Below are 19,149 nucleotides of genomic sequence, written 5' to 3'. Positions count from 1 at the left end.
GACTTCCGTGGCAGGCTACGCCTCCACAGCAGATGCCGCCCCCGCCCCTTCGCTGGACGGCAATGCTGCAAGCAGCATGCCGTCCAGCTCCGGAAGCGGCAGCGGCCTTCCCAACGCTCGCAAGCTCGCGTCGGGTCCCTCGGCCGATGCCTTAGATGCCACTCCCGGGGCGGCATATGCTGCTCCGGCTCTGCTGTCGGGTCGCCTGAGTTCTGCGGCTCCGCGTGCGGCCCGCCTGTCGTCTTTGGACACTTTGGAATCGGAAGCGATTCATATCATCCGCGAGGTGGTTGCCGAGTTCGAGAAGCCGGCGCTGCTGTTCTCCGGCGGCAAGGACTCCGTGGTGATGCTGCATCTGGCCACGAAGGCGTTTTGGCCGGGGAAGGTCCCGTTCCCGGTGCTGCACGTGGACACCGGGCACAACTTCCCGGAGGTGATCGAGTTCCGTGACCGGACCGTGGAGCGGCTGGGCCTGAGGCTCGTCGTCGGCTCCGTGCAGGAGTTCATTGATTCAGGCGAGCTGGCCGAGCGTGCCGACGGCACCCGCAACCCGCTGCAGACCGTGCCCCTGCTGGACGCGATCCAGCGCAACAAGTTCGACGCAGTCTTTGGCGGCGGCCGCCGCGACGAGGACAAGGCCCGCGCGAAGGAACGCATCCTGAGCCTGCGCGACGAGTTCGGCCAGTGGGATCCGCGCAACCAGCGGCCCGAGCTGTGGAACCTCTACAACGGCCGCCACACCGTGGGCCAGCACGTCCGGGCGTTCCCGATCAGCAACTGGACCGAGCTGGACGTCTGGCGCTACATCGAGCGGGAGAACATCGACCTGCCGGGCCTCTACTACGCCCACGAGCGTGAGGTCTTCGCCCGCGACGGCATGTGGCGCGCGGTCGGGGAGGTCTCCCAGCCGCGCGAGGACGAGCAGGTCATCACCAAAACCGTCCGCTACCGGACCGTCGGCGACATGTCCTGCACCGGCGCCGTGGAATCGGACGCCGCGACCGTGGGCGACGTCGTGATCGAAGTTGCCGCCTCAACCATCACCGAACGTGGCGCCACCCGGGCCGATGACCGCATCTCCGAGGCCGCCATGGAAGACCGCAAAAAGGACGGCTATTTCTAATGAGCACCACCGCAACCTCGACCGAGTCCGCCCCCGGAAGCCTGCAGCTCTCGTCCGCATCACTGTTCAGATTCGCCACCGCCGGATCAGTCGACGACGGCAAATCCACCCTGGTGGGCCGACTGCTGCACGATTCCAAGGCGATCCTCGCCGACCAGCTCGACGCCGTCGCCCGCACCTCGGCGGACCGCGGCTTCGGCGGCGCGGGGGACACGGACGCCCACGGCAAACAGCGGATCGACCTGGCCCTGCTGACCGACGGCCTGCGCGCCGAGCGGGAACAGGGCATCACCATCGACGTCGCCTACCGCTACTTCGCCACGGCCCGGCGCAGCTTCATCCTCGCGGACTGCCCCGGGCACGTGCAGTACACCAAGAACACCGTCACCGGCGCGTCCACCGCGGACGCCGTCGTCGTGCTCATCGACGCCCGCAAGGGTGTCCTGGAACAGACCCGCCGGCACCTCTCGGTGCTGCAGCTGCTGCGCGTCGCGCACGTGATCGTCGCCGTGAACAAGATCGACCTCGTGGACTTCAGCGAAGACGTCTTCCGCGGGATCGAAGCCGATGTGCAGCAGGTGGGCCGCGAACTCGGGCTTGGCCGCGACGACTCACAGCCAGGCAGCGTCGCCGACCTTTTCGTGATCCCGGTGTCAGCGCTCGACGGCGACAACGTCGTCGACCGCTCCGACCGCACCCCCTGGTACCGGGGGCCGGCCCTGCTCGAAGTCCTTGAGGCACTGCCCGCCGCGGACGAACTGGAAAGCCACCTGGAGAGTTTCCGCTTCCCCGTCCAGCTCGTCGTCCGGCCGCAGGGCGCGCTGGCGCCCGACGCCGTCGCCGCCGGCCTCGACGTCGCCGGCTACCGCGACTACCGTGCCTATGCCGGGCAGATCACGGAGGGCTCGGTGAAGCTGGGGGACAGGGTCAGTATCCTCACCCCGGGCCAGGCACCCCGCACCACCACGGTGGCCGGCATCGACTTCGCCGGGCATTCGCTCACCGAGGCCGTGGCGCCGCAATCGGTGGCGCTGCGCCTCGCTGACGAGTTCGACGTCGCCCGCGGGGACACCATCGCCGCGGCCGGGACCATACCCGAAGCTTCGGCTGACCTGTACGCCGCCCTGTGCTGGCTCTCGCCCAAACCGCTCCGGGAGGGGGCCAAGGTGCTCATCAAGCACGGCACCCGGACGGTCCAGGCCCTGGTCCGGAACGTCACCGGCAAGCTGGACCTCGCTACCTTCCAGCTGGAGCCCACCACCACCCTGGAGCTCAACGACATCGGCCACGCCCAGCTCCGGCTCGCCGCCCCGCTGCCGCTGGAGAACTACCTGCACCACCGGCGGACCGGCGCGTTCCTGGTCATCGACCCCCAGGACGGGAACACCCTCGCCGCGGGCCTGGTCAAGGACCATCCCGGCGACCACGAGGACGAGCGCTACTCCATCTGAGGCGGCTCGCGCCGCCGGGACCCGCCGCTCGGCGCCCTTGCCACCGTGCCGCCGGCCCGCGATCATCGTCGTGGGAGGGCAGATCCGTGGAAGCCATCAACAGCAGGCTCATCAGCTGGGCATCCATCCTGGACGATGAGACCCGCAGGCAGGCACTGGCGACAGCGACGCTGCCGATCATCTACCCGCATCTCGCGCTGATGCCCGACGCCCACCTGGGCAAGGGGGCAACGGTGGGATCCGTCATCCCCACGGTGGGCGCCATCATCCCGGCGGCTGTGGGCGTGGACATCGGCTGCGGCATGATCGCCGTACGCACCCAGTTCCTGCGGACGGACCTGCCCAGGGACCTGTTGCGGCTGCGCGAGGGAATCGAACGTGCCATTCCCTTATCGGCCGGCCATTTCAACCGCAGGATCTCAGCCACCGCCGGGCCCCGGCTGGCCGAGCTGCGCAGGATGGCGGCCAAGGCCGGCTTCGACCCGGCCCGGTACGCGGCGAATTGGGAGCTGCAACTCGGGTCGCTCGGCTCGGGCAACCACTTTATAGAGGTCTGCGTGGATGAGGGGTCCGCCGTGTGGCTGTTCCTGCATTCGGGCTCGCGTGGGGTGGGCAACAAGATTGCGCAGCGCCACATCGCCGAGGCCCGGAGCGTGTGCCTGCGCCGGAACATCGCCCTGCCGGACCGGGACCTTGCCTACCTGCTGGAAGGCACTCCCGAATTCGAGCGCTACATCAGGGAACTCCGGTGGGCGCAGCACTTTGCCCTGCTGAACCGGGAAGAAATGATGGACCGGGTGGTCCAGCAATTCGAAGCCTGGATCGGCGGCCGGGTCCGGGAACTCGAACGGATCAACTGCCACCACAACTTCACCGCACAGGAAACGCACTATGGCAAGTCCGTCTGGGTCTCGCGGAAAGGCGCCATCAGGGCCCAGAAGGGGGACCCGGGCCTGATTCCCGGTTCCATGGGCACCGCGTCCTACGTAGTCGTCGGACTCGGGAACACCCTCGCGCTGAACTCCTCCCCGCACGGCGCCGGCCGGGAGTATTCCCGCACCGCCGCCCGGAAGGCCTTCTCGCTGGCGCAGCTGAAGACGGCCATGCAGGGCATCGAATTCCGGCCCCGGGAGGCCTTCATCGACGAGATCCCCGCGGCCTACAAGCCCATCGACACCGTGATGCGCGACTCGGCGGACCTCGTCAGGGTGCGGCACAAGCTCCGCCAGCTCGTCAACGTCAAAGGCGACTGATCCGCTGGCCGGCGCCGAAGCAGCCACCCGCATGTGACGCCGCATGAACTAGCGTGACCCCGGGTTTCTGCACCATTGAACCCGCTTCCTGACCCTCCCTAGGGTGAAGCCATGACTACGCCAGATTGGTTCGACAGCCCCTCCCGCGGGGCACCCAGGGGGCGATGTCGCCGGCGCTGACCACCCGCCCGGCCCCGCTCACCCTCCAAGAACCAGGACCCCGCCATGTCATCCACACCTGTTTACCCCACCCCCGGCACCACCCGGATCGTCGCCGGCGAATCGGCCAGGCCGAAGCGCAAGCGCACCACCGAAATCGCCGTCGCCGTCGGACTGGCGCTGCTGATCGGTGCCGGCGCCGCCGTCGCCTCCACGACGTCCCGCAACAACGACGGCGCCGCCGCGCCGGCCGCCGGGACCTCCCCGGCCACGGAACTCCGGCTCGGCTACTTCGGCAACATCACCCACGGCCCGGCCCTGGTCGGCGTCAGCAAGGGGTTCATCGCCAAGGAACTGGGCCAGACCAAGCTCAGCACCCAGGTCTTCAACGCCGGCCCCGCCGCAATCGAAGCCCTCAACGCCGGCGCCATCGACGCCACCTACATCGGCCCCAACCCGGCGATCAACTCCTTCGTCAAGAGCAAGGGCGAATCCGTCAGCATCGTCGCCGGTGCGGCATCCGGCGGCGCGCAGCTTGTGGTCCGGCCGGACATCACCTCGCCGGCCGAACTCAGGGGCAAGAAGCTCGCGACGCCCCAGCTCGGCGGCACCCAGGACGTGGCCCTCCGCGCCTGGCTGGGCAAGCAGGGCTACCGGACCTCCCCGGACGGCGGCGGCGACGTCACCATCAACCCCACCGACAATGCCCAGACCCTGAAGCTGTTCCAGGACGGCAAGCTCGACGGCGCCTGGCTTCCGGAGCCGTGGGCGTCGCGGCTGGTACTCCAGGCAGGAGCCAAGGTCCTGGTCGACGAAAAGGATCTCTGGGATGGTTCACTCTCCGGCAAGCCCGGCGAGTTCCCCACCACCGTGCTGATCGTCAACAAGAAATTCGCCGCTGAACATCCGGACACCGTCAAGTCGCTGCTGAAGGGCCACGTCGAGTCCGTGGACTGGCTGGCCAAGGCCCCGGCAGGCGAGAAGGCAGGCGTCCTCAACGCCGCGCTGAAGGAGTCCGGCGGCGCCTCGCTGGCCGCCGACGTCGTCGACCGGTCCCTGAAGAACATCGTCTTTACGGTGGACCCGCTCGCCGGGACGTACCAGAAACTGCTGCAGGACGGCGTCGACGCCGGCACCACCAAGCAGGCGGACATCAACGGCATCTTCGACCTGACCGCCCTGAACGCGGTGGTCCCGGCGAAGACGTCGGCGCACGGACTGGGCAAGGACTAACCGGTTCCGCCACCCACCGCCTCACCCCGCCACCACAACCAAGGACGTGACCATGCCAGTCGTACTGGAAAACCTGGGCAAGCGCTTCGGCGACGGCGCCCCGGTGCTGGACGGCGTCAACGCCAGCATCGGACAGGGCGAATTCGTCGCCCTGCTCGGCGCCTCCGGCTGCGGCAAGTCGACCCTGCTGAACATCATGGCGGGGCTGGAGGCCCCGACGTCGGGCGCCCTCGAGGTACCCAGCGACGGCGCCGCCTTTATGTTCCAGGACGCGGCACTGTTCCCGTGGCTCACCGCCCGGGAAAACGTGGAGCTTGCCCTCAAGCTGCGCGGTGTGGCCAAGGCCGAGCGCCGGGTGCAGGCCGGGGAACTCCTGGACCTGGTGCACCTGGGCGGGGCCGGGGACAAGCGGCCGCACGAGTTATCCGGCGGCATGCGCCAGCGCGTGGCCCTGGCCCGGTCGCTGGCCCAGGACCGGCAACTACTCCTGATGGACGAGCCGTTCGCCGCGCTGGACGCGATCACCCGAGACCTGCTCCATGACGAGCTGGAGCGGATCTGGAAGGAGACCGGCCGCACCATCGTCTTTGTCACGCACAACGTCCGGGAAGCCGTCCGGCTGGGCCAGCGGGTACTGCTGCTCTCCTCCCGGCCCGGCCGCGTGGTCCAGGAATGGAACGTCTCCGAGGACCACCGCACCGACGCCGGCCTGGCAGGCCAGCTGACCGGTATCATCACCGCCCGGCTACGCGAGGAGATCCGCCGCCATGCCCAATAAGTCTCTATGGGGCTCCACGCCCGTTGCCGCCTCCGCCCCTTCGCCGGACCGCGTTCGTCCTGCGGACGAAGCGGCCGGCTCCGGCAGCGTCACCGGCCTTCCCAACACTCGCACGCTCGCGTCGGGTCCCTCAGCGGATGCCTTAGATGCCACTCCCGGGGCGGCAACGGGCGCGAAGCCCGGAACCGCGTCAGTCCACGCCGCCCTGACCCGTTCCTCGACCGGGGCCGAGGACCTGCGGCAACTCGAAGCCGGACTCGATTCGCTTCAGTCCGATGCCGTCCGCCGGGCGCGGATCGACTGGAGCCGGGTGCTCCTGCCGGTGGCCGCGCTCGCCGTGCTCCTCGTTGCCTGGCAGGTGTACGTCTCGCTCGGCATCAAACGCCGCGACCTGGTGCCCGGCCCGCTGGATGTCATCGGCCAGCTCGGCACACTGTGGGGCGAGGCCAGGCTGCAGGAGGCCGTCTGGACCTCGCTGCAGCGCGGCATCGCCGGCTTCCTGGTCAGCGTTGCCATCGCGACGCCGGTGGGCCTGCTGCTGGCCCAGGTCGCACCGCTCCGCCGTGCCTTCGGGCCGCTGATTTCCGGGCTGCAGGTGCTGCCCTCCGTAGCGTGGGTGCCGGCCGCCATCATCTGGTTCGGCCTGAGCGACGCCACCGTGTACTTCGTCGTGCTGATGGGCGCTATCCCCTCGATCATCAACGGGCTGATCTCCGGCGTCGACCAGATCCCGCCGCAATACCGCCGCGTCGGCGCGGTCCTGGGCGCCTCCCGCCTCCAGCTTGCGCTGCAGATCGTCCTTCCGGCCGCCCTGCCGGGCTACCTGAGCGGCCTCAAACAAGGCTGGGCCTTCTCCTGGCGCTCCCTCATGGCCGCGGAAATCATCACGGTGGGCGGCAGCATGGGCTTCGGCCTCGGCTCGATGCTGAACCAGGGCCGCGATCTGGCCGACATGACCATTGTGCTGGCCGCCATCCTGCTGATCCTCGGCGTCGGCATCCTGATCGAACTGCTGGTCTTCGCGCCGATCGAGAAGCGCCTGCTGCGCCGCCGCGGCCTCCTCGCCGGCAGCACCCGCTAGGCACCGACCGCTAACCCCGGCACGCGCCCCCGAAGGCGACTACCGCCGTCGGCACCGGCCCCAAGTACCCGCCCAATTCCGGGGAGGCAGCCAGCGGGGCCCGCCGTGTCTGGCAGACTGACGGCATGACCGTGAGCTTCGTCTGCCGCACCGAATCCGTCCTGCCCGCGGAACAGCTGTTCGACCGGGCGCGCAGCATCGACGCCCATGTGGAGACGATGGCGGCCTCGGGAGAGCGTGCCGTTGCCGGGGTGACCGCAGGACTCATCGGTGCCGGCGAGGAAGTGACCTGGCGGGCACGGCACTTCGGTGTCCCCCTGACCATGACCAGCCGAGTGACCCGCCTCGACTATCCGGTCTCCTTCGTGGACGAACAAGTACAGGGCCCCTTCAAAGCGTTCCGCCATGTCCACGAGTTCGAGGCAACCGACGCTGGCTCCGTGATGACAGACAAGATTGAGTTCACGGCACCCTTTGGACCCGTGGGCTGGTTGGTCGAGCGAGTCGTCCTGCGCCGCTATCTGGAACGTCTTATTGCCGGACGAGGGGCCATCCTCGCGACGCCTTGTCCGGGCCCCGGGACGGGCCTACACTCGCGGCTATAGGCCGGTTTCCGGCCGATCCAGTCCAAATCTGAGGAGACAGCCGTGGCGCCAAAATACGGAGTGCTGGCACTGGTCGAAGCCAAACTGGGGAAGGAACAGGAGGTCTGGGACTTCCTCAACGGGGGCCGGGAGATCGTGCTTAAAGAACCCGGGACCCGGACCTGGTATGCCTTCCGGATCAACGATTACACGTTCGGCATCTTCGACACCTTTGATAGCGAGGAAGACCGCCAGACCCACCTGAACGGCGCCATCCCCGCGGCGCTCGGCGAACACGGGCCCACGTTGCTGTCCAAGGACCCCGACATCAAACTGATCGAGCTCATTGCCGTGAAGTAGGCGCGTGGCCGCCCAGCCGCCCGGCAACTCGCCCGCCGAACGGGGGCACATTGGCACACACACGCCGTCATGTGAGCGCGAATCGGCTGCTCCGGCCGTCAAAGTGCCCCTGGACCGCTGACAGGTTGGCCGGTGTGCCCCTGAAACCCCGGCTTTGTGACTCAGCGTTACCCCGCGTGAACGGGTGTTTCCGCACCGTTGTTGCCCTTTCGGCCCCCGCCCTATCGTCGATGCATGGCAATTCAGGACATTTACCCCACGGCGCTGCGCCTCCTCGGCCGTCCCGTGCTCGTGGTCGGCGGCGGCCCCGTCGCCGCACGCCGCGCCAAGGGACTGCTCGACGCCGGTGCCCGCGTCACCGTCGTCGCCCCGTACGCCTGCCCCGCCCTGAACGACCTCGCCGCCGCCGGGCTCCTCGACTGGCAGCCCCGCCCGTACCGCAGCACCGACGTCGACGGCGCCTGGTTCGTCCAGACCGCCACCGGCAATCCGGCTGTGGATGCCCAGGTTGCGGCCGACGCCGAGGCGCAGCGCATCTGGTGCGTCAACGCCTCTGACCACGAAGCCTCCGCCGCCTGGACGCCCGCCGTCGCCGTGGTGGACGACATCAAAATCGCCGTCAACGCCGGGGGAGACCCCCGCCGAGCCATGGTTCTGCGCGACGCACTCGCCACCGCCCTGGAGACGGGCGACCTGCCGCTGCGCCGTCGCCGGGCCCGGGCCGATGCAGCTGCCGGCGCCGTCGCACTCGTGGGCGGCGGCCCGGGCGACGCCGGGCTCATCACCGTGCGCGGCCGGCGGCTCCTGGGCCAGGCCGACGTCGTCGTCGCGGACCGGCTCGGCCCGCGCGAACTCCTCGCCGAACTGGCCCCCGACGTGCGTGTGATCGAGGTCGGCAAGACCCCCGGCCACCATCCCGCCCCGCAAGCCGAGATCAACCGGATCCTCGTCGACGAGGCCCTCGCCGGCCACCGGGTGGTCCGGCTCAAGGGCGGCGACCCGTACGTGCTGGGCCGCGGCGGCGAGGAGGCCGAGTTCTGCCGGCAGCGCGGCGTCGAGGTCGAAGTGGTGCCCGGCGTGACCTCGGCGATCTCCGTCCCGGCTGCGGCCGGCATCCCGGTCACGCACCGCGGCCTGGCCAAGGGCTTCAGTGTCGTCACCGGCCACGAGGAGCTCTCCGAGGTGCCCGCCCGCTCCGACCACACCGTGATTCTGCTCATGGGCGTAGCACAACTGCGCGATTCCGCGGCCTCCCTGGCCCGCGCCGGTTTGCCAGCGGCGACGCCGGTTGGCATCGTAGAGAATGGATACCTGCCCAACCAGCGGGTGACCATCGGAACGCTCGAAACCATCGCGGACCAGGCGGAGGCAGCGTCCGTCGCGAATCCCGCGGTGATCGTGATCGGCGACGTGGTCCGCGTCAGCCCGTTCGCGCCGTCGCACTTTAAGACCGCGGACTACAGCACCACCTCCCCGAACGCCCCGCGCGTCGCCGCCCGCTAGTTTCACCCGCAGCACCCGGATCGAACCAAAGGAACACAGCCGTGTCAACGAACACCCCTGTAGGAACCGCCGCCCGCCCGCTGCGCGTCGCCGTCGTCGGCTCCGGCCCCGCCGGCGTCTACGCCGCGGACATCCTGACCAAAAGCGAGGCCGTCAAGAGCGGCGAGCTCACCGTCAGCATCGACCTCTTCGACCGCTACCCGGCGCCCTACGGGCTCATCCGCTACGGCGTGGCCCCGGACCACCCGCGGATCAAGGGCATCGTCAATGCGCTGCACAAGGTCCTGGACCGCGGCGACATCCGCTTCTTCGGCAACGTGGACTACGGCACGGACCTGACCCTGGAGGACCTCCGCGCGCACTACGACGCCGTCATCTTCGCCACCGGCGCCATCAAGGACGCGGACCTGAACATCCCCGGCATCGAACTCGAGGGATCCTACGGCGGCGCCGACTTCGTCTCCTGGTACGACGGCCACCCGGACGTGCCGCGCGACTGGCCGCTGGAGGCCAAGGAAATCGCCGTGATCGGCAACGGCAACGTGGCCCTGGACGTCGCCCGGATGCTCTCCAAGCACGCCGACGACCTGCTGGTCTCCGAAATCCCGGACAACGTCCACCGAGCGCTCAAGGACTCCCCGGTCACCGACGTGCACGTCTTCGGCCGCCGCGGGCCGGCCCAGGTCAAGTTCACCCCGCTGGAGCTGCGCGAACTCTCCCACTCCAAGGACGTGGACATCATCCTCTACCCCGAGGACTTCGAGTTCGACGCCGAATCTGACCGCCAGATCCAAAGCAACAACCAGACCAAGACCATGGTGGGCACGCTCACCAACTGGATCGCCGAGCAGCCCGAGGACCTCTCCGAGCTCACGGCCTCGCGCCGCCTGCACCTGCACTTCCTGCACAGCCCGGTCGAGATCTTCGACGACGCCGCCGCCCCCGGCCGCGTCGCCGGCATCAAGTTCGAGCGCACCGAACTGGACGGCACCGGCAACGCCCGCGGCACCGGCGAGTACGTCGACTACCCGGTCCAGGCCGTCTACCGCGCCATCGGCTACTTCGGTTCCGCGCTGCCGGAGGTCGAGTTCGACCACAGCAAGGGCGTTGTCCCGAACGACGGCGGCCGCGTCCTCGATGCCGCCGGCACCCACGTGCCGGGGATCTACGCCACCGGCTGGATCAAGCGCGGCCCGGTCGGCCTGATCGGCCACACCAAGGGCGACGCCCTCGAAACCGTGACCTACCTGCTGGAGGACCGCGACAAGCTGCCCCTGGCCTCGGCACCCGCCCCGGAGGCGATCGTCGAATTGCTGGAGACCCGCGGCGTGCGGTACACCAGCTGGGAAGGCTGGCTCGCCCTGGACGCGCATGAACGTGCCCTCGGCGATCAGGCCAGCGCGGCCGGCGAGTCGCACGGCGTCGCCGTCCAGCGCGAACGCATCAAGGTGGTCCCCCGCGAGGACATGGTGGAGATCTCCCGCGGCGCCGCCGTCGAGGTCTAGAAAGCCCGCCTCAGACTGCAACGCGGGGTCACATCGCGCCCATCCCGGAGGGGATTATGGGCGCGAAGTGACCCCGCGTTGCTGCATATGGGGGCATTCCCGGCGGGTAGTCAGTAGGCTTACCGTTATGGATGAGCAGCGCAGGCAAACCCCCGGCCCGGGAAACGGCCGATGAGGCTCCGTCACAGCAACGCGTCCGGCCGCGGTTACCGCCGGGTCGCGGCAGGGACCGGCTTCAGCTACAAGGATCTGGACGGGTCAACCCTTCCGGCCGGCCCGGTGCGGGACCGGCTGGAAAGCATCGGGATCCCGCCGGCCTGGACGGATGTCTGGATCGCCCCCTACGAGAACGGCCACATCCAGGCCACCGGAGTCGACGCCGTCGGACGTCGCCAGTACATCTACCACCCCAGCTGGCGGGAGCGGAAGGACCGGCTGAAGTTCGACCGCTCGCTGCAGCTCGCCGAGACCCTGCCCTCCGCGCGCCGGCTCGTGACGCTGGACCTGCGCTCCGAGGGGCTCACCCGGGAGCGCGTGCTGGCGGCCGGATTCCGCATGCTGGACAGCGGATCGCTGCGGGTGGGCTCCGAGCGGTACACCAACGAGAACGGCAGCCACGGCCTGGCCACGCTGCTCTGTGCGCACGTTAAGGTGCGCAAGGACGAGCTCCGGCTCAGCTTCCCGGCCAAGAGCGGCAAGACGTGGGAGTCCCGGATCGACGACGCCGACCTGGCCGACGTCGTCCGTTCGCTCAAGCGCCGCGGCGGCAACGCCCGCCTGCTCGCCTACAAGAACGGCCGCAGCTGGCACCCGGTCACCAGCGCCGAGATCAACGACTACGTCAAGGAACGCACCGGCGGTGACTTCACCGCCAAGGACTTCCGCACCCTGCGCGGGACCGTCGCCGCGGCAGTGAGCCTGGCCCGGAGCGGACCGCAGGCGAAAATCTCGGCCCGGAAACGCGCCGTGAGCCGCGCCATGGTGGACGCCGCGGCGGTCCTGGGGAACACGCCGTCGATCGCCCGGAAGAGCTACGTGGATCCCCGGCTGCTGGACCACTTCGAAGCGGGGGAGACCATCGATCCGCAGCGGCTGGACTCGGCCGAGTCGGAAATCCGGGCGCTCCTCTACCAGGAGGGTTCGGTCGTTCCGCTGCGCTGACCGGAGCGGGGCGGACTGCAGTCCGGGACTGGGCCGGTCAGAACTGGGCGTTGATAAACCCGATGATGATCGCCGTCCACCAGCAGGCCTGCGAAATGACCAGGCACAGGAGCAGGTGCACGCGCTGCCCGACGGTTAGGTCCTGGAAGGCGGCGCCCGGCGCCAGGTGGGCCAGCCGCCGCATGAGCGGGATGAGCATGATGCCGTTCAGGCTGAGCACCAGGACGGCGGCCAATTTGACGTCCGTCATGGTGTTGTTCAAGTGCGGGTTCAGGAAGACCCCGGTGCCCAGCATGCCCGCGAGGCCGCCCCAGATCAGCGGGGTGGGGGCGCCGTCGAGCCGGATGATCTCGGCGAGCCGGCGGCGCCCGATGAGCCACAAGAAGCCATGCCAGTCCACCAGGATGATGGCGCCGAAGGCCACCACGAGGGAGAGCACGTGGATGACGACGGCGAGGTTGTAGGCGTAGCCGCTGACGTGGACCGCCGTGGACATCGTGACCGAGAGCAGCCAGGCCGCCGCCGCGGCGGCAGACAGGCCGATCACGAGGCGCCTGGTGGACCGCTCCGATTCACGGTGCCGCCTGATCGTGCGCCTGCTGACTGGGACGTAGCTCATGGCATTACCTCAAAGGGCCGACCGCCGGTGGGCGGCACCACCCGGAGGGGTGTGAAGCGTGGTTCCGGGACTAGCTAAAACGATAGACCGGCGCCGGTCAGGCAACAAGGGAGACTACATCCGCCCGAACCTGGCGCGGATCAGGGCGAACACGCCGTAGGCAACGAAGCCGGCGCCGATCGCCAGGAGCAGGTAGGGCCCGAACGGGTGGTGCTGCAGCGCCTTGAGGCTGCCGTCCAGCCCGGTGGACGAGCCCGGGTCGTCGGTGGCCGCGGCGATCACGAACAGCAGCCCGGTCAGGACCAGCGCCGCCCCCTTGGCGACATGGCCGGCAACGCCCAGACCGCTGACGAGGTGGCCGCGGTGGGTCCCTTCGAAGTGCCGCAACTCTTCCTTGAATTTCTTGCCCAGGCCCTTCACCACAAAGTAGACGCCGATCCCACTCACGGTCAGGCCGAGGCCGATCAGCAGCGGCGCGCCCAGTGGCCGGTTCATCAGGGCCTGGCTGAAGGCGGCGGTGGAATCGCCCGAGTCACTACGGACCCCCACGGCGAAACTCGCGAAGGTGAAGCCGACGCTGCCGTAGGCGATGGCCAGGAATCCCGAGGAAACCAGCTTGCCGAGCCGCTTGCCGCGGGGCAGGTGCCGGGCCCGCAGCGTCGCCTCGCTCAGCTGCCACAGGGCGAGCCCGGCGCAGCCGATGAAGCCGGACCACATCACCGCGGGACCCCACGGGTTGGCGGCGAGCTGCTCGATGGCGCCGGTGGGCTCGGCCTGGCCCGGTGCGCCCAGGACCAGCGCGACGGCGATCGCTCCGATCACAATGTGAAGCAGGGCCATCACGGCGAATCCCCAGCGCGCGACGACGTCGAGCACCCTGCTGTTGGACGCGGCCTCCGCGGCATCCGCGGCGTCGCCGAGGACAGCTCGGCTGTCCGGCTTCGCCGGCCAGCCCGGCAGTCTTCTGCTCAACCGTCCTCTTCCATGGCTACGAGCTTACGTGCTGCGGCCGTAGTGCCGCCGCGAAGCCGGGACTACCAACTTGTTGGTAAGTGTGCTTACTATATGCGAGGCGGGGCCTCGGCATTTGGCCGCGCCGTTTCCGGATTCGACTTCACACGATAGGACGCTCACCATGGCAGGTAATCTCGTTGCCCGATCCATCCACGATCTGACCGCCGGCGCGTGGTTCGGCGGTTCGCTGATGGGCGCCATCGGGCTGAACGGCGCAACGGCAGAGGCCAAGGATCCCGCCGAGCGCACCCGGCTGTCCAGCCTCGGCTGGAAAAAGTGGGCCCCGTACCAGACGGCCGCTTTCGGCGCGCACTTCCTCTCCGGCCTCGCCATCATGTGGGAGAACAAGGGCCGGATGGCCAAGCAGGACGGCGTGACGCGACTGAGCGTCTACAAGTCCATCGTCACCCTGGCCGGTGCCGCCGTCACCCTGTACGCCGGACTGCAGGGGGCGAAAGTGGACAAGCTCGCCGCCGAAGGTGCCAAGGGCGCCACGGAGCCCAAGGCCGGGGCTTCGGACGAACTCCGCTCCGCCCAGCAGCAGCTGAAAATCCTGCAGTGGGCCATTCCGGTCTTCGCCGGCTGGGTTATCGTCCTGGGCGCCAAGCACGGTGAAATGCAGCGGCCGAAGAACGTCTTCAAGGGCCTCGCCCGCTAGGACAAGGCAACGCTGGGGCAAAGCAAACGCGGGGTCACGTCGCGCCCATGCCGGAGCTCCGGATGGGCCGTAGGTGACCCCGCGTTTCCTGTGTCTGCAGGCGCCGACTTTGCGTCAGCGCGGGTGGCGGGCGCTGAGCCGCTGCACGGCCAACGCCAGCCACAGCTGCACCCGGTCCGCGGTCTGGGCCGGGTCGTAGCCGGTCAACTCGGTGATCTGGGCCAGCCGGTAGCGGACCGTGTTCCGGTGCAGGGTGAGCTCCTCGGCGACGGCGGCAACCGAGCCGTTGTTGGACAGGTAGCTCTCCAGCGTTGTCATCAGTTCGGCGCCATGGGCGGCGTCAAACGTCCGCAGCGGGTTGAGGGACTCATTCGCCATGTCCGCCAGCGGAACATCCTCGCTGGCCAGCAGCAATGAGGTCAGGCTCAGCCGCTCCGGTTCGTTGACCGGCAGGCCATGGCTCGCCGCGTCGCGCGCCTCGAAGAAGCTCCAGCGCAGCCCGTTGGGCTTGGTATAGGCCCCGCCGATGCCGATGGTGGCATGGATTCCCGCCTCCGCCAGGTGGTCGCTGAGGCTCCGGGCCAGTGCGCTGGCGCCGCTGCCGTCGTCGTGTACCAGCACCACCAGGTCCTTGCCGACGACGGCGGACACCGCCGCCGCCAGCGGCTGCGGCAGCGAGGAGCTCCCCAGCTGTTTGGCATGGGCGGCCGATTCGGCCAGCAGCACCACGTTCTTGCGGGTGCTGTTGACGCCGATGCCGGCCAGGCGCCGCGTGGCCTCGGTGGGATCCAGCGTCCCGTGGATGACGTCCTCCAGCACCTGCCCGGCCAGGGCGCGCTGCGACTGGCGCTGCTTGACCATGTTGTTGAGTTCGACGCTGATCAGGTTCTGCGCGTAGCCGACGATCCCCGAGTCCTCGAACGGGTGCCGCACCCACAGCGTGCAGGCATCGCGGCGTCCGGTCGGGATCGGGTAGGACGCCCAGCCGTCCGCCGTGGGGGACGGGCCGCCGGCGGCGCCGTTGTAGAGCTGCGCAGTGAACTGCGTGAGAACGATGTCGGTGCGCAGCATGGAACCCAGGTGCTTGAGTAGTTCGGCCAGGCCGCCGCCCGTCAGCAGGGCGCGGGCCAGGACCTGGTGCCCTGCGATCAAGCGCTCCAGCTTGGCGTAGTGGTCCGCGGACTGGGCATCCGCGACGAGCTTGCCGATCGCAATGAAGGGTGTTTCGTAGGGCACTTCCACCACCGGAAGGCCCCAGCGGTTGGCCTCCGCGACCAGGGCCGGCGGCACCACCTCGTGGGTGAGCCCGACGCCGAAGCCGATCCCGACCGCGCCGGCGCGCTGGACCTGGCGGACGAAACGGCGCTGCTCGGGCGCGCTCCGGAGCCGCATCCCGGTGGTGAGGACCAGCTCGCCGCCGTTGAGGAAGCGTTGCGGGTCCTCCTGCTCGGTCACTGCGACCCAGTGGATGTCCTGGTGCCAGGTGGTCTCCGCGAGGCCCGATTTGGTCAGCTTGAGGGACGGAACCCCCAGCAGGACCGCGAGCGAAATTGCCATGGAATCAGGATAGCCGGGCGCTGGTCAACCGCACTAAATCACTGCGGCTTCGGTGTGCAGCTGCCTATTCCCCGGCTTGCCCGCCTGGCATAGGCTCGGAGCAGTCGCAGATCCCTTCTCCCTGCCTTCGCCAGGCCAGCTCGAAAGAGGTTGTACACCGTGGTTCAAACCTTGCAGAACTTCATCAACGGCGAGTTCGTCACCCCCGCCGGCACCGCCCTGCTGGACATCGTCAACCCCACCAACGGCGAGGTCGTGGCCAAGTCGCCGGTTTCGGTGCAGGCCGACGTCGACGCCGCCATGGCCGCCGCGAAGGCCGCCTTCACGACCTGGAAGCATGTCACCCCGGGCCAGCGCCAGCTGATGCTGCTCAAGCTCGCCGACGCCGTCGAAGCCAACAGCGACGAACTCGTCGAGGCGCAGCACCGCAACACCGGCCAGGTGCGTTCCCTGATCGCTGCGGAGGAAGTCGCAGCGGGCGCGGACCAGTTGCGCTTCTTCGCCGGCGCCGCCCGCATCCTGGAAGGCAAGTCCGCCGGCGAGTATCTCGACGGCCACACCTCCTACGTGCGGCGCGAACCGATCGGCGTCGTCGCGCAGGTCGCCCCCTGGAACTACCCCTTCCTGATGGCGATCTGGAAGATCGGCCCCGCCCTGGCGGCCGGCAATACCGTGGTGCTCAAGCCCTCCGACACCACGCCGGAATCCACCCTGGTCCTGGCCCGCCTCGCCGGCGAGATCCTCCCGGCCGGGGTCCTCAACGTCGTCCTCGGCACCGGTGAGACCGGTTCCCTCATGGTCGAACACAAGGTACCCGGCCTTGTCTCCATTACCGGATCCGTGCGGGCCGGCATCGCCGTTGCCTCCGGAGCCGCCAAGGGACTCAAGCGCGCCCACCTGGAACTCGGCGGCAAAGCCCCCGCGATCGTGTTCAAAGACGCGGACATCAAGAAGAGCGCCGCGGCCATCGCCGAGTTCGCCTTCTTCAACGCCGGCCAGGACTGCACCGCGATTGCCCGGGTGCTCGTCGAGGACGCCGCCTACGACGACCTGCTCGCCGCCATGGTGGAGCACACCAAGACCCTGCGCACCGGTTCGCAGAACGATGAGGACAACTACTTCGGGCCGCTGAACAACGTCAACCACTTCAACACGGTCAAGGCCCTGGTGGAGTCGCTGCCGGAGAACTGCAGGATCGAGACCGGCGGCCACCAGGCAGGGGACAAGGGCTTCTTCTTTGAGCCCACGATCGTCACCGGCGCCAAGCAGAGCGACGACATTGTGCAGAAGGAAGCCTTCGGCCCGGTCATCACGGTGCAGAAGTTCAGCACCGAGGCAGAGGCGATCGAGCTGGCCAACGATGTCGACTACGCGCTGGCCTCCAGCGTCTGGACCACGGACCACGGCACCGCCATGCGGGTCAGCCGCGACCTGGATTTCGGCGCCGTCTGGATCAACACCCACATCCTGCTGACCGCCGAGATGCCGCACGGCGGCTTCAAGCAGTCCGGCTACGGCAAGGACCTCTCGATGTACGGCGTCGAGGACTACACCCGGATCAAGCACGTCATGAGTGCCTTAGATGCATAACGCCGTCGCATAATCCGCCACCCGCGCCCCGACTTAATGACCGGCTTCGCCGCCCACCCCGCACGCTTAGAAAGGCGTACCCATGACCACCACCGTCCATGACATCACCTACCGCCTGGAGCAGAAGCGCCGCGTCCAGGCCGACTTCCCGGGTCCCAAGTCCGTCGCCCTGACCGAGCGCCGCAAGGCCGTCGTCGCGTCCGGCGTCGCCTCCAGCGTCCCGGTCTACGTCGCCGACGCCGACGGCGGCATCATCCACGACGTCGACGGCAACTCCTTCATCGACCTTGGCTCCGGCATCGCCGTGACGAGCGTCGGCGCCTCGGACCCCGCCGTCGTCGGCGCCGTCAAGGAAGCCGTGGAGCACTTCACCCACACCTGCTTCATGGTCACGCCCTACGAGGGCTACGTGGCCGTCGCCGAGCAACTGAACCGCCTCACCCCGGGCGACCACGAGAAGCGCACTGTGCTCTTCAACTCCGGCGCCGAAGCCGTGGAAAACGCCGTCAAGGTGGCCCGCCTCGCCACCGGCCGGGACGCCGTCGTCGCCTTCGACCACGCCTACCACGGCCGCACCAACCTCACCATGGCGCTGACCGCCAAGGCCATGCCGTACAAAACCAACTTCGGCCCGTTCGCGCCCGAGGTCTACCGGATGCCGATGAGCTACCCGTACCGCGAGGAAAACCCGGAGATCACCGGTGCCGAGGCCGCCAAGCGCGCCATCACCATGATCGAGAAGCAGATCGGCGGCGAGCAGGTTGCCGCCATCATCATCGAACCCATCCAGGGCGAGGGCGGTTTCATCGTCCCGGCCGAGGGTTTCCTGCCGGCCCTCGCGGCCTGGGCCAAGGACAAGGGCATCGTCTTCATCGCCGACGAGGTCCAGTCCGGCTTCTGCCGCACCGGTGAGTGGTTCGCCGTGAACCACGAAGGCGTCGTCCCGGACATCATCACCATGGCCAAGGGCATCGCCGGCGGCATGCCGCTCTCCGCCATCACCGGCCGTGCGGAGCTGCTCGACGCCGTGCACCCGGGCGGCCTCGGCGGCACCTACGGCGGCAACCCGGTGGCCTGCGCCGCCGCGCTGGCCGCCATCGGCTCGATGGAGCAGTACGACCTCAACGCCCGCGCCCGCCACATCGAGGAACTGGCCCTCGGCAAGCTGCGCGAACTCGCCACCGAGCTCCCCGTGGTCGGGGACGTCCGGGGCCGCGGCGCGATGCTCGCCGTCGAACTTGTCCAGGCCGGCTCCAAGGAGCCGAACCCGGAGCTGACCAAGGCCGTCGCCGCAGCCTGCCTCAAGGAGGGCGTCATCATCCTCACCTGCGGCACCTACGGCAACGTGATCCGGCTGCTGCCGCCGCTGGTCATCAGCGACGAACTTCTGCTCGATGGCCTCGAGGTCCTGGCCGCGGCGGTCCGGGCCAACGCCTAGCAGCGCGCCTCCCAGGCACCGGCCGCACAGAGGAGCCGCGGACCCCAGGGTCCGCGGCTCCTCTGTGCCTGAGCGGCGTACC

Annotated in this window: 17 protein-coding genes; 14 read left to right on the top strand and 3 right to left on the bottom strand. The window is 68.9% G+C overall.

The genetic code is table 11. From position 1 onward, the window contains the following. Positions 1 to 76 precede the first annotated feature (76 nt). The 11 genes from cysD to FFF93_RS13550 all read left to right on the top strand — a co-directional run bounded on the left by cysD (position 77) and on the right by FFF93_RS13550 (position 12,191). Positions 77 to 1,123 carry a sulfate adenylyltransferase subunit CysD gene (gene cysD, locus FFF93_RS13600; protein WP_395858439.1) on the top strand — a complete coding sequence of 349 codons (1,047 nt, stop codon included), beginning with the start codon at positions 77 to 79 and terminating at the stop codon, positions 1,121 to 1,123. Beyond that, positions 1,123 to 2,574, top strand: coding sequence for a sulfate adenylyltransferase subunit 1 (locus FFF93_RS13595; RefSeq protein WP_138768450.1), 1,452 nt, complete (start codon positions 1,123 to 1,125; stop codon positions 2,572 to 2,574). Before cysD ends, FFF93_RS13595 begins: the two co-directional genes overlap by 1 nt. Before the next feature lie 86 nt (positions 2,575 to 2,660). After that, on the top strand, positions 2,661 to 3,827 hold the full coding sequence (locus tag FFF93_RS13590) for an RtcB family protein (protein ID WP_138768451.1): 1,167 nt from the start codon (positions 2,661 to 2,663) through the stop codon (positions 3,825 to 3,827). A gap of 225 nt (positions 3,828 to 4,052) precedes the next feature. Further along, positions 4,053 to 5,219 carry an ABC transporter substrate-binding protein gene (locus FFF93_RS13585; protein WP_138768452.1) on the top strand — a complete coding sequence of 389 codons (1,167 nt, stop codon included), beginning with the start codon at positions 4,053 to 4,055 and terminating at the stop codon, positions 5,217 to 5,219. A gap of 52 nt (positions 5,220 to 5,271) precedes the next feature. Then, positions 5,272 to 5,997: an ABC transporter ATP-binding protein gene (locus FFF93_RS13580; protein WP_138768453.1), complete on the top strand. Its 726-nt coding sequence runs from the start codon at positions 5,272 to 5,274 to the stop codon at positions 5,995 to 5,997. Further along, complete coding sequence (locus tag FFF93_RS13575; RefSeq protein WP_261375143.1) at positions 5,987 to 7,078, top strand: ABC transporter permease; 1,092 nt, start codon at positions 5,987 to 5,989, stop codon at positions 7,076 to 7,078. Before FFF93_RS13580 ends, FFF93_RS13575 begins: the two co-directional genes overlap by 11 nt. Positions 7,079 to 7,203: 125 nt before the next feature. Beyond that, on the top strand, positions 7,204 to 7,683 hold the full coding sequence (locus FFF93_RS13570) for an SRPBCC family protein (protein ID WP_138768454.1): 480 nt from the start codon (positions 7,204 to 7,206) through the stop codon (positions 7,681 to 7,683). A gap of 42 nt (positions 7,684 to 7,725) precedes the next feature. After that, positions 7,726 to 8,022 (top strand): putative quinol monooxygenase, encoded by a 297-nt coding sequence (locus FFF93_RS13565; protein WP_138768455.1) that lies wholly within the window; start codon positions 7,726 to 7,728, stop codon positions 8,020 to 8,022. Between the two features lie 234 nt (positions 8,023 to 8,256). Further along, positions 8,257 to 9,525 carry a uroporphyrinogen-III C-methyltransferase gene (gene cobA, locus FFF93_RS13560; protein WP_138768456.1) on the top strand — a complete coding sequence of 423 codons (1,269 nt, stop codon included), beginning with the start codon at positions 8,257 to 8,259 and terminating at the stop codon, positions 9,523 to 9,525. Between the two features lie 41 nt (positions 9,526 to 9,566). Continuing rightward, a complete protein-coding gene (locus tag FFF93_RS13555) occupies positions 9,567 to 11,030 on the top strand; it encodes an FAD-dependent oxidoreductase (protein ID WP_138768457.1) in 1,464 nt (487 codons plus the stop codon). Positions 11,031 to 11,201: 171 nt separating this feature from the next. Then, entirely contained in the window at positions 11,202 to 12,191 is a 990-nt protein-coding gene (locus FFF93_RS13550; RefSeq protein WP_138768458.1) for a DNA topoisomerase IB, read from the top strand. Positions 12,192 to 12,228: 37 nt separating this feature from the next. Here FFF93_RS13550 and FFF93_RS13545 read toward each other — a convergent pair whose 3' ends face one another. Continuing rightward, the gene (locus FFF93_RS13545; RefSeq protein ID WP_138768459.1) at positions 12,229 to 12,810 is read right to left on the bottom strand and encodes a hypothetical protein; all 582 of its coding nucleotides are present in this window, start codon (positions 12,808 to 12,810) and stop codon (positions 12,229 to 12,231) included. A 114-nt stretch (positions 12,811 to 12,924) separates the two neighbouring features. Beyond that, the gene (locus FFF93_RS13540; RefSeq protein ID WP_261375142.1) at positions 12,925 to 13,782 is read right to left on the bottom strand and encodes a DUF1206 domain-containing protein; all 858 of its coding nucleotides are present in this window, start codon (positions 13,780 to 13,782) and stop codon (positions 12,925 to 12,927) included. Between the two features lie 163 nt (positions 13,783 to 13,945). On the opposite strand from FFF93_RS13540, the gene FFF93_RS13535 reads away from it, so the two are divergent. Continuing rightward, on the top strand, positions 13,946 to 14,482 hold the full coding sequence (locus FFF93_RS13535) for a hypothetical protein (RefSeq protein WP_138768460.1): 537 nt from the start codon (positions 13,946 to 13,948) through the stop codon (positions 14,480 to 14,482). Positions 14,483 to 14,596: 114 nt separating this feature from the next. Here FFF93_RS13535 and FFF93_RS13530 read toward each other — a convergent pair whose 3' ends face one another. Then, complete coding sequence (locus tag FFF93_RS13530; RefSeq protein WP_138768461.1) at positions 14,597 to 16,039, bottom strand: PucR family transcriptional regulator; 1,443 nt, start codon at positions 16,037 to 16,039, stop codon at positions 14,597 to 14,599. A gap of 159 nt (positions 16,040 to 16,198) precedes the next feature. On the opposite strand from FFF93_RS13530, the gene FFF93_RS13525 reads away from it, so the two are divergent. Together FFF93_RS13525 and gabT are read left to right on the top strand one after the other, a co-directional pair. Next, positions 16,199 to 17,629 (top strand): aminobutyraldehyde dehydrogenase, encoded by a 1,431-nt coding sequence (locus tag FFF93_RS13525; RefSeq protein WP_138768462.1) that lies wholly within the window; start codon positions 16,199 to 16,201, stop codon positions 17,627 to 17,629. An 82-nt stretch (positions 17,630 to 17,711) separates the two neighbouring features. After that, positions 17,712 to 19,067 carry a 4-aminobutyrate--2-oxoglutarate transaminase gene (gene gabT / locus FFF93_RS13520; protein ID WP_138768463.1) on the top strand — a complete coding sequence of 452 codons (1,356 nt, stop codon included), beginning with the start codon at positions 17,712 to 17,714 and terminating at the stop codon, positions 19,065 to 19,067. Positions 19,068 to 19,149 lie beyond the last annotated feature (82 nt).

The sequence above is a fragment of the Arthrobacter sp. KBS0702 genome (genome assembly GCF_005937985.2).
Lineage (GTDB): Bacteria > Actinomycetota > Actinomycetes > Actinomycetales > Micrococcaceae > Arthrobacter.
Note: the sequence above shows the minus strand (reverse complement) of the source record. Positions and strands in the feature narration are given on the sequence as shown.